We start from the raw sequence: 11,945 nt of genomic DNA on the forward strand, positions 1-11,945 counted from the left end.
AGTGCTGACCTGATGATCAGCACTCCCGGCTTTCACCACTATTCAAATATGCTATTCAGCTGTTCGCCCGGGTTGCGGAGAAAATCATCCACGCTTCCCAATTCTTTTAACTCGCCGTGCTCATAATCCGCAGAGGCCAGGCATTTCTTTTTGGGGTACCACACCAGCAGGCCTTCTGCGCCGTAATTATCTGCGTCCGACAAGAGGTCCAGGAAGGTATGCTTGTTCCAGTTTACCTCTTTGAGATCGACGATACGGTTAAACTCGATATAGCTTACATATTCGTTTCCCGGAATTTCCATACGGCGATGGTCGCTTTTCAGCAACGCCAGTAGTTTAGCCGGAATTTTATACTTTTTCAGTGCTGCCAGCCTTTGCGCTTCCTCGTGCCATTCCGGGGGTTCCAGGGCTTTGAGGTAAGCGATCATTTGTTCATTTTTATTGGCTACTGCGGCGTTGTAAGGTCTTTCTCCATACTTATCCTTGATGGTTACATCCGCACCTTTTTCCACCAACAATTTCACCGTATTGAAATCATTGTTCTGCGCAGCTACGCATACCGGGGTTGGATTGTAGGGGAACACCATATCTGGCTGATGCAGGTTAACATCCACGCCGGCTTCCAGGAGTATTTTAATAGCGGGGTACTGCCGGTTGAAAACAGCTTGCCGTAATGAGCGGCCATCTTCAGCCAGGTTATATCCATTGGCCAGCAATACGGGGATATTGTCATATCGCTTTCCGTATAACGCTGTGCTCAGCGCTGTTTTACCTACCTTATCCTGTTGATTTACGGCGGCGCCTTTATCAATCAGCAATTGTACAATGGCCGGTTTACAACTAGCTGCTGCCGTAATCAGTGCAGGATAATCGTTGTTATTGACGTCTGCATTCTTTTCCAGTAACCAGTGAATCACTTTGGTTTTATGCTCTGACAGGGCCAGGGTCAGGGGTGGCACGTCTACATGCCGGGTTACATGAAAGGCGGCATTCACATCCCATCCGGCTGAGTGCTCATTCTCCAGCGCAGCCAGGTCTTCGTTCATCATTCGTATAGCCAGTTCCGTTAATTCCGCGTCAGGGCCAAATAATTTCATATGTGATATCTTTTATGCAATAGGCGAGTTTTTGCCATTCAGCTGTGTAAGCCTGGACTGTTCATCAAAAGAGGCGGTAATCGTATGGCCATTCCAGGTGGCTGTTAACGCTTCCGGCTGTTCTGCAATGGTATAGCCTATCTGGGTCAGGTAATTGGAGAATGCGTTTTTATGATTCATTTCAAAAAAGCTGATCAATTGGGGAAAAACAGACAGGGGCCGCGCGAGATTATTACGTTCCACCTGGTCTACCTGTTCGCCGTTTATAGTAGCCAGCAGAATACCCTGGCCATAATCCGCGAGGTAGTAGGCGCTGGCATCGAATATGCCGGCGGCGATCATACCAATGCGGTGAAGTTCGTTTTCTTCCGCATCAAAATCGGGGCGTGTAAACAGGTCGATATTGTGTTGCACACCATATGCTTTCAACTGTAAGGCCTGTTCGAGTACCGCCGACGGAATGGCCGACTGGGCGTTGGCCCAGGCCCACAACCAGGTCTGAGCGCTATGCGAAAAAGTACCCAGTACCTGCAATGGAAATACTTTCCCTTCTCCGAAGCTGATAGTGCCGGCATCCAGGTCGGCATCCCAATTATGTTCGCCTATGACATCGTAAAGATTATGCTGTTTATCGAGACTGGTGCCGCCGTACTGCTCCAGCAAGCCTTGTACCGTAGTAGCAGGGTTACCGGGGTGAGGGTCTCTTCCTGAAATATATTTTAAAAAACTCATAGCAGGTCATTTAGACTGGTTCAAAAATAGGGAAATAAATAGCGCATTCTCTTCGACTTTTTATGTAAGTCTGGCTTTTTTTCCTTAACTTATCTGAAATCCCCCATTATATGAGCCTCAAACTGCTACCTTGCCTGGCCATCCTCATGCTATGTGCAGGTTATTTATTCAGCCAAAATCAGAAGATCAGCGGGAAAGTTACCGATGCCGGGAGCGGCGCACCATTGGAGGGTATTACCGTTAGGGTGAAGTCTGCTCCTAAAGGTACCCAAACCAATAAAGACGGTATTTTCACGCTTGATGCGCCATCAACCGGTGTACTTGAATTCAGTTCCGTGGGTTTCAACACCCAGGAAGTGAGCATTAACGGGCGAACGGAAATAAATGTACAACTGGTGCCCGCGGTAGCGGAGCTTACCCAGGTAGTATTAGTGGGTAGCCGTAGCGGCGGGCGGGCCAAAACAGAAACCCCGGTACCGGTGGATGTGATCAGTGTGAACCAGGCGGGGCTGCCCAGCGCTAAAATGGAGCTCACCTCCCTGCTCAACGCTGCTGCCCCATCTTTTAACTACAACAAACAAAGCGGCAGTGATGGCGCTGACCAGATAGACCTGGCCACGCTGAGGGGATTAGGTCCCGATCAGACACTGGTATTGATCAATGGAAAACGAAGGCATCAAACCGCTTTTGTATCCGTATTTGGTACACGGGGCCGCGGGAATTCCGGCACTGATCTGAATGCCATTCCAGAATCGGCGATTGACCGGGTAGAAATCCTGCGTGATGGAGCCTCGGCGCAATACGGCTCCGACGCTATTGCAGGTGTGATCAATATCATCCTCAAAAAAGATGTGAATCGTCTTACCATCAATACGGGTTATGCCGGTTATTACGATCATAAATTTAATACGCATTTTAAGAGCAGTTTACAACAGTATGAATCTGCTGGCGCTATCGACGGCAATACCGTTACCATAGGCGCCAACTACGGCTTCCCCATAGGTAAAAATGGTGGGTTCATTAACCTGTCGGGCAATTTCCTGCGACAGGGAAAAACATTCCGGCAGGTATTGGATACTAATTTAACGAGTGCCGGCGGACTGCCTATCAACACCGGCCGGCGCGCTCATGGTGATGGTTCTGTGACCACCGGCGGCGGTATGTTAAATATGGAAATCCCCGTAGCACATAGCAACACTACAGTGTATGCGTTTGGCGGTTATAATTATAAATCCTCTGACGCTTACGCCTATACGAGAACTTTACATGGCTACAATCCATTAGCCAGTGGGCATCCAAACCGTTTTCCCATTACGCAGAAAAATGGCAATGCTATTTTTGTTCCTGGTATTATGGAAAGTATTCCTACGCCTGATGATCTGGCGGATACCATTTTCAACCCGCATATACAAACACATATACAGGATGCTTCACTGGCTGCCGGCGTAAGAGGTAGCCTGGGAAATAACTGGAAATGGGATCTCAGCAATACGTTGGGCAGAAATGATTTCCACTTTTATGGCGACAAGACCTTCAATGCTTCCTTGATAGGTACTGCCAGTCCTACTCATTTCGACGATGGCGGTTTTTCCTTCCTGCAAAATACTGCCAATCTCACCTTCACCAAAGAAATTCCTCATCTGGGTGCAGGCTTCAACCTTGCGTTGGGAGCAGAATACAGGTATGAAAACTATAAGATTTATGCGGGTGAAGAAAAATCCTGGCGCAACTTTGACCCGGATACGCTACAGGCCAGCGGTGCACAGGGATTTCCCGGATACCGGCCCTCTGACGCAGTAAATGCCAAACGCTCCAACATAGCTGGCTATGTAGATGCAGAATGGGATATTACGACGAAGTTCCTGTTGGGCGCTGCGATCAGGGCAGAGAATTACAGCGACTTTGGGTTTACCAGCAACTATAAACTGGCAGCCCGTTACAAGGTAGCTCCTCATTTTAATATACGCGGTTCCGTTAGTACCGGTTACCGGGCGCCTTCCCTGCAGCAGATCAATTACAGTTCTCAATTTACCAACGTACAGGGGGGACGTATCACAGAAGTAAAAATTGCGCCGAACTACAGCTCAATTACCAAAGCAGCCGGTATTCCTGATCTGAAGCAGGAAAAATCTGTGAACGCGAGCCTTGGCTTTTCCTGGAAGCCTGTCAATGCGCTGACCATCACCATAGATGGTTATCTCGTAAAAGTGAAAGACCGTATTGTATTATCCGGTCAATTTGATGCCGGTGATGTTACACTCGATCCGCAATTCCGGGATACGCTCAATGCACTTAGGATCAACAATGCACAATTCTTTGCCAATGCTGTTAATACCACCAACTATGGCGTGGATATCGTGATAGACTACAACAAGAAATGGAATGATCAGCACTTCCGGGCGTTGTTTACCGGCAACCTGCAACATATGAACATCGATAAGATTAATGTACCTGATAAACTGAACGATAGCTATCTGCACCGGGGAGAATTTTTCAGCGAGCGGGAACAACATTTTGTGCTGGCATCTGCGCCGCCGGTGAAGCTGGGCTTAAACCTGGAATATGGCATCCATAAATTTAGTGTGGGCGCGCGCGTTACCTACTACGGTAAAATTGTGTTGCTGGGATACGGCTTTGCCGGCGATCCGGCGAAAGAAGGTACCGGGCTGCCCGGCGACCCTAACCTGGAGGGCACCGGTATCAGTCCACTTGTAGCACTGGATAGCGATGGTACCCTGGTACCGGAACAATTCAACTACAATGGCAAAGCAGTGACCGACCTGTATGCCAGCTTCCGGTTTTCTTCACATATCAGCTGGTTCCTGGGCGCTGACAATATTTTCAACGTACACCCTGCCCTTGGGTATGTTCCGGGCGCCAAACTGTCTGCCTACGACGGAGAAACCGGCGGGCCCTGGGATGCTGTGCAGATGGGCTTTAACGGCATACGGCTGTTTACTAAAGTAGCGTTTAGTTTCTAAAATAGTATTTTATCTTGCCGGGAAAGGAGCCAAGCATTTTATAAAATGCTTGGCTCCTTTCCTATTTGGTTTCTTTACGATCCTGGCTAAAGGCTTCTCTCTTAATTACTATCAAAAGAGGAAAAATAATATTCAATACAAACTAAAATAATTAGTATTTTTGCTAAAATAATTAGCTAATAACTTTAGAGATGCCTACCACGAAAGCAGATATCATCGCACAGTTGCAAAAAGATATTCTTCTTTTACAGGGGCACCAGCCGACATTAAATAATGCCGCGGTGGATGTAGGACTTGGGCCGTTGAGAGAAGCTTTTCCGGGAGGAATATTTCCCACCGGTCATATACATGAATTGATCAGCATGGGTGCTGAGGACGCAGCGGCCACTTCGGGTTTTCTTAGTGGCATACTGGGTTGCCTGATGCAGGACGGTGGTATTTGTATCTGGATCAGCACCAACAGGATGATATTCCCACCGGCTCTACAGCATTTTGGTATTGCACCTGACCAGGTGGTTTTTGTAGATGTATCCCGCGATAAAGACGCTTTGTGGGCAATGGAAGAAGCATTGAAATGTAATGGACTGGCAGCAGTAGTGGGCGAGCTGAAAGAAATCAGTTTTACTGCCTCCCGGCGTTTGCAACTGGCGGTAGAGCAAAGTAAAGTGACAGGCTTTGTGCACCGGCATCAGCCACGACAGTTGACCAGCACCACCTGTGTGGCCCGGTGGCAGATTACGCCCCTGGTGAGTGAACAGGAAGAGCGCATGCCCGGACCGGGCTTTCCTTCCTGGCAGGTAGCGCTGTTGAAAATGCGCAGTGGCAAGCCTGGCTCCTGGCGGCTTACCTGGTATGATAACTGCTTTCATACCATTCGTGAAGCCATTACTGCACTTCCACAAACCCCGCTTCGTAAAATAGGATAATATGCCGGCCCGCTTTATTGCCATATGGTTCCGCCATTTACAAACGGATTGGTTCACCCGCCGGCAGCCGGAATTGCGCGAAGTACCTTTTGTGCTGGCTGCGCCGGATCATGGCCGGATGAAAATTACTGCTGCCAACATCCCAGCACAAGCCCAGGGAATTGATACAGGCATGGCGGTGGCAGATGCCCGCGCCCTGGTACCCTCCTTACAGGTATTGGATGAAGTGCCCGGTCTACCTGAAAAATTACTGACCGCACTGGGGCACTGGTGTATACGTTATACGCCAGTAGCAGCCATAGATCCGCCCGATGGACTGATACTGGATATTTCAGGGTGTTCACACCTCTGGGGCGGCGAAGTACCTTACCTGGAAGACATGCGCTCCCGGCTGAGAGAGTTTGGCTATGATGTAAGGGCTGCCATCGCCGACACCATCGGCGCCGCCTGGGCAGTAGCCCGCTATGGACGGGTAACACCGGTAGTGCCTCCATATGAACAACGGGCCCACCTTTTACCCCTGCCTCCGGCTGCATTGCGACTGGACCCGGAAGTACTAGACCGCTTACATAAATTGGGACTTTACCAGGTAAGCAGTTTCATTAACATGCCCAAATCCGCTCTGCGCCGGCGCTTCGGGCAAAGCCTGCTGCAACGGCTGGACCAGGCGCTGGGCATGGAACCCGAAATTCCTATGCCACTGCAACGCCCGGAGCCTTATGAAGAACGGCTGCCCTGCCTGGAACCTATTATGACCGCCACCGGCATCACCATTGCCCTGGAACGGCTGCTGGAAGCACTTTGCGGACGATTGCAAAAAGAAGAAAAGGGACTGCGTAATGCCCGGCTCAAATGTTACCGGGTAGACAACGAGGTACAGGAGGTGAGTATCGGCACCAATCGTCCTTCTCACAACAGCCGGCATCTCTTTAAACTGTTTGACCAGCATATCTCGCAGATTGCGCCGGGGCTGGGCATCGAGTTATTTGTGCTGGAAGCTTCGAGGGTGGAAGGGGTATCAACAGCCCAGGAAGCGCTGTGGTCACGCGCCGGCAACCTCGACGACAGGATGGTAGCCGAACTGCTCGACCGCCTTACCGGGAAAATAGGCGCCGGTATTGTACACCGGTATTTGCCCGATCAGCATCACTGGCCGGAACGTTCTTTCAAACAAGCGCCCAGCCTGCAGGAGAGCCCGGACATTGCCTGGAGAACAGACCGCCCAAGACCTATCCGGCTATTACCGGAACCCGCGCTCATTGAAGTATCCGCTCCCATTCCGGATTATCCGCCTATGCTGTTTCGCTACAAAGGAGAACTGCACCGCGTAAAAAAAGCGGACGGCCCCGAACGCGTAGAACGGGAATGGTGGCTGGAAACAGGCGTCCACCGCGATTATTATTGTGTAGAGGATGAAAAAGGCCAGCGCTACTGGCTTTTCCGGCTAGGACACTATGATGTAGACCAGCCGCACCAATGGTTTATCCATGGATTTTTTGCGTGAAGAATGAAATAGCAGCGTATGCATTACACAGAGTTACAAGTTACCACCAACTTCAGCTTCTTACGTGGCGGTTCTCATCCAGAGGAACTGGTAGAGCAGGCTATAGAACTGGGCTATACGGCCATTGCCATTACAGACATCAACAGCCTGGCGGGCATTGTACGTGCACATACTGCGGCAAAGGAACAGCATATACGTATTATTCCCGGCTGCCAGCTCCAGCTGCTGGACGGCCCCAGCCTGCTGGCCTACCCCACTAACCAGGATGCTTACAGCCGCCTATCGGCCCTACTGACGAAAGGAAACCTCCGGGCAGAAAAAGGACAATGCCACCTGTACAAAGCAGATGTATATGAACATGCCGAAGGGATGATCTTTATTGCCCTGGCGCCAACAGCCCTCAATGCCAGTTTCGACTACGAAAATACCTTTAAAAACTCCCTGCAGGAATACCGCAAAGCGCTGGGCAAACAGCTATACCTGGCAGCTACCCGCACTTACCAGGGAGATGATTTTAAAAAACTATTCCGGCTTTCACAGCTGTCAGAAAAAATGCATATCCCCCTGGTGGCTACCAACGATGTACACTACCATCATCCCGAACGCAGGCAGCTACAGGATATCCTTACCTGCATCCGGGAAAAATGTACCATCTACAATGCCGGCTACCGGCTACACGAAAATGCAGAACGATACCTGAAACCTCCACAGGAAATGCAACGACTATTCCGGCAATATCCCGATGCCATCCGTCGCGCACAGGAAATAGCCCAGGCCTGCCAGTTCTCCCTCAGCACTCTCCGGTATATCTACCCGGAAGAACTCACCAGCGAAGGGCGTACCCCACAGGAAGAACTGGTATACTTAACCTGGAATGGCGCTGTTGAAAAATTAGGAAACGATATTCCTGCCGGCATAAAAAAAGATATCCAACGCGAACTGTCCTTTATCGAAGAGATGAATTATGCCTCCTATTTCCTGACAGTATACGATATCGTGAGATTTGCCCGCAGCCAGGATATACTTTGCCAGGGACGCGGCTCCGCGGCTAATTCTGCGGTTTGCTTCTGCCTGGGCATTACGTCTGTTAATCCCACCAAATTCGACTTACTCTTTGAACGCTTTCTTTCTTCTGCCCGTAACGAGCCACCGGATATTGATGTAGACTTTGAACATGAACGCCGGGAAGAAGTCATTCAATACATCTACAATAAATATGGGCGTGACCGGGCCGCTATTGTGGCTACTGTTACACAGCTACAGCGCAAAGGGGCTGTTCGTGATGTTGGAAAGGCCATGGGATTATCGGTAGATATGATTAACCGGTTGTCTGATACGATGTGGGAACTGAATGATGAATGGTATGAAGGCAAACAGCTGTCCAGTCAGGGCTTTAACCCGGCAGATCCTCATCTGCGCAAAGTGCTGGAATTAACCGATCAGCTGATCGGCTTTCCCCGCCAGCTGGGACAACATACCGGTGGCTTCATTATCACCCAGGGAAAATTATCAGACCTGTGCCCGCTGCTGAATGCCCGTATGGAAAACAGGATCAATATTGAGTGGAATAAAGATGATATTGAATCCCTGGGATTCCTGAAGGTAGATGTATTGGGCCTGGGCATGCTTACCTGTATCCGCAAAGCGTTTCACCTGGCCCATGATCACTATGATCTTCATCTCACGTTAGCCAATATTCCCCAGGATGATAAGGCGGTGTATGACATGGTGAGTCATGCCGATACCATTGGCGTATTCCAGATAGAAAGCAGGGCCCAGCAGTCGATGCTGCCCCGGTTAAGGCCTAACAAATTTTATGACCTGGTGATCGAAGTGGCGATTGTACGTCCGGGTCCTATACAGGGCGACATGGTACATCCTTACCTGCGCAGACGGAATGGAGAAGAAAAGGTTTCTTATCCTAAACCTGAGCTAATTCCTATACTGGAAAAAACATTAGGCGTACCATTATTCCAGGAACAGGCCATGAAAATTGCCATGGTAGCGGCCCGCTTTACCGCATCGGAAGCCGATGAACTGCGACGCAGCATGGCTACTTTCAAATCCGGCGGCCAGGTTAGTAAGTTCAGGAAAAAACTGGTAGATGGCATGGTACAAAATGGATATGATACGGAATATGCGCAGCGTATTTTCAAACAGCTGGAAGGCTTTGGCAGTTATGGTTTCCCCGAGAGTCATGCTGTATCCTTTGCGTTGCTGGTTTATGTATCTTCCTGGCTAAAATGTTATTACCCGGATGTATTTGCCTGTGCATTGCTCAACAGCTTACCAATGGGTTTTTACCAGCCGGCGCAAATCGTTATTGATGCCCGGAAGCATGGGGTTAAAGTAAGGCCGGTAGATATAAATTTTTCTTTGTGGGACAATACCCTGGAGGAACATTCCGGTAAATACCGGGCTATGCGCCTGGGTTTCCGCCAGGTAAAAGGCATCAAAGAGGAAGATATTGCCGGCCTGCTTTCTGGCCGTACCTCGCATTACCAGAGCATTCCGGCGCTCCGGGAAGCGGGCGTGCCCCACACTACCCTGGAAAAGCTGGCAGATGCCGATGCCTTCAATTCTATTGGACTCAATCGCCGCCGGGCATTGTGGGAAGTATCCGCCCTGCATGACCGTCCAACAGGCATGTTTACCGGGCAAACAGCGGAAAGCACCGCGGAAACCGGTGTACAATTACCTGAAATGACGGCCGCCGAACAGGTGATTCATGACTACGGCGCCTTATCGCTTTCATTAAAAGCCCACCCCGTGAGCTTTGTCCGGGAGAAGCTCAACTTATTGCAGGTGCTGACGGCCAAAGACCTGGAATATATGGATGATGGAGCTTTCGTAAAAGTAGCGGGACTTGTACTCGTACGGCAAAGGCCCGGTACAGCCAGCGGGGTTTGTTTTATTACCATGGAAGATGAAACCGGCTGCTGCAACCTGGTGGTCTTTGAAAAACTGTTTACCCATTACCGTAAAGAAATCGTGCAATCACGTTTGCTCATGGTAGAAGGTAAATTACAACGGGAAGGCGAAGTGGTGCATGTAGTGGTACAACATTGTTATAATTTCACCAAACTGCTGCAACGCTTAATTCCTACAGGTGCTGAGGCGCCTGCCAGCGCTACTCCTGCCGTTGGCAAGGACCAACCGCAGCAAGGAAAAATTTTCCCGGAGGGCAGAAACTTCAGGTGATGTTGGTTAATATAGCTGGTTGCGCAGGATTCTTTTGATCATCTGTATAGTACTTCGACTCACTTCATTTTTGTATTTCTGCAGGATAAGGGCTTCGCTGGTACCATTGCTCAGCTCATTGACTATGCGCAGCCATTTGCCCAGGAATGCAGAATTGGGGGTACGATATTTTAGTAATCTCCTCACCGTATCAATAATAGCCTTATTTACGGTGCCCTCATGCAGCTGGAAGATTTCGTCGTTGTTGAGTCCCAGCTCCACATCATCTGCGATACGGGAGTAATCCATCAGGTATTTTTCGTTGGCTTCCATCACCTGTAACAAAGGGTTATCGCTAAAAACGATATCGTTGTATTTACGTTGTTGTTTTTGCAGGGATTGGAGGGCATAATTGCGGGCAATATTGTCGCAGATGATCAGGTCGTCTTTGCTGAGCTCGAACCACTCCCCTTTCACGCGTTTATGCTGGAAAACGATGTGCAGGCTTTCCTCCAGGTCGGTCATGTTGAGGGCAGCGTACTGCCGGATGACGCGGAACATGACGGGCAGGTGGGTATGATAGGCAGCCAGCCGCTTATGCAGGTCCTGGGTTTTGCCTATTTTATACAGATTTTTGCCCGTACTGAGAATATACACACATTTGCCAACTTGTACTTGCTCCATGAGGTGGTTTTCACGCTTTGCGAAAATAATAATTTAATAATCAATTTACGATCCTGATTATTATGCACCAAATCTGCCGGCGGCATCATTTCCTTTGTTTGGCTAATATTCCTGTAAAAAATTGGTCTGTGATTTCCGGGAGGCTTATATTAGCATTGTGATTTAATAAACCAAAACAATCACCTGATACAGATGGCCGACGTAGTAGCTCCACACATTGTTGAAACCTGGGTAAAGGGCTGGTCGATGGCCCGTGAAGTGCCACCGCCAGTGCCTTATGGCAGCGGATTCCGGACGGAGTTGGGCTGGGCAGATGCCAAAACACGTTATGTTTTTCCTGCCATAAGCCAGGAATGTCATACGCTGGCCACCACGATTCATGAGCCTTATGTGTTTATTAAAGTTTGTGCACCCGCAGAAGCGTTGGCAGCCCTGTTACCCGCTCCCTGGGAAATTACCACACATGCTTTTATGATGATTTGTGCAGGTCCTATGGGCGCGCCCAAACACCCCCTTCCGCCGGGGTATCGCCTGGAGATGGTAATGGAAGCTCCCATATTCATTGTCCGCATATTGACGACAGCAGGAGAAGAAGCCGCCATTGGTCGTATAGCCATCACCGATGGTTATGCTATTTACGATCGCATTGCCACCGAGCCTGATCATCAGCGTCGGGGTCTGGGGAGTATTGTCATGAAAGCCCTGGAAGAAACAGCCCTGGCAAATGGAGCATCACAAGGCTTACTGGTAGCTACGCCGGAGGGCAAAGCCCTGTATGAGTCGCTCAACTGGCAGTTCCTGTGTCCTTACACGACAGCTGCCATTCCTGCAGAAAAATAGC

8 protein-coding genes are annotated in these 11,945 nt (G+C 49.6%); 5 read left to right on the plus strand and 3 right to left on the minus strand.

Annotated elements, in window-relative coordinates; translation table 11 throughout:
* Positions 1-38 precede the first annotated feature (38 nt).
* Positions 39-1,097 carry an ankyrin repeat domain-containing protein gene (locus HGH90_RS01940; protein ID WP_169190258.1) on the minus strand — a complete coding sequence of 353 codons (1,059 nt, stop codon included), beginning with the start codon at positions 1,095-1,097 and terminating at the stop codon, positions 39-41.
* A gap of 12 nt (positions 1,098-1,109) precedes the next feature.
* Entirely contained in the window at positions 1,110-1,829 is a 720-nt protein-coding gene (locus HGH90_RS01945; protein ID WP_168763311.1) for a DUF6882 domain-containing protein, read from the minus strand.
* A gap of 110 nt (positions 1,830-1,939) precedes the next feature.
* On the opposite strand from HGH90_RS01945, the gene HGH90_RS01950 reads away from it, so the two are divergent.
* The 4 genes from HGH90_RS01950 to HGH90_RS01965 all read left to right on the plus strand — a co-directional run bounded on the left by HGH90_RS01950 (position 1,940) and on the right by HGH90_RS01965 (position 10,441).
* Positions 1,940-4,810 (plus strand): TonB-dependent receptor, encoded by a 2,871-nt coding sequence (locus HGH90_RS01950; protein ID WP_169190259.1) that lies wholly within the window; start codon positions 1,940-1,942, stop codon positions 4,808-4,810.
* 191 nt (positions 4,811-5,001) lie between these two features.
* Positions 5,002-5,736 (plus strand): ImuA family protein, encoded by a 735-nt coding sequence (locus tag HGH90_RS01955; protein ID WP_169190260.1) that lies wholly within the window; start codon positions 5,002-5,004, stop codon positions 5,734-5,736.
* A 1-nt stretch (position 5,737) separates the two neighbouring features.
* Positions 5,738-7,240 (plus strand): Y-family DNA polymerase, encoded by a 1,503-nt coding sequence (locus tag HGH90_RS01960; RefSeq protein ID WP_169190261.1) that lies wholly within the window; start codon positions 5,738-5,740, stop codon positions 7,238-7,240.
* 18 nt (positions 7,241-7,258) lie between these two features.
* On the plus strand, positions 7,259-10,441 hold the full coding sequence (locus tag HGH90_RS01965; protein ID WP_169190262.1) for an error-prone DNA polymerase: 3,183 nt from the start codon (positions 7,259-7,261) through the stop codon (positions 10,439-10,441).
* A 6-nt stretch (positions 10,442-10,447) separates the two neighbouring features.
* Here the strand turns inward: HGH90_RS01965 and HGH90_RS01970 are convergent, their stop codons facing one another.
* Positions 10,448-11,104, minus strand: a complete 657-nt coding sequence (locus HGH90_RS01970; RefSeq protein WP_168763316.1) for a GIY-YIG nuclease family protein — start codon at positions 11,102-11,104, stop codon at positions 10,448-10,450.
* Between the two features lie 192 nt (positions 11,105-11,296).
* On the opposite strand from HGH90_RS01970, the gene HGH90_RS01975 reads away from it, so the two are divergent.
* Complete coding sequence (locus tag HGH90_RS01975) at positions 11,297-11,944, plus strand: GNAT family N-acetyltransferase (protein WP_168763317.1); 648 nt, start codon at positions 11,297-11,299, stop codon at positions 11,942-11,944.
* Position 11,945 lies beyond the last annotated feature (1 nt).

The sequence above is a fragment of the Chitinophaga sp. Ak27 genome (genome assembly GCF_012726295.1).
Lineage (GTDB): Bacteria > Bacteroidota > Bacteroidia > Chitinophagales > Chitinophagaceae > Chitinophaga.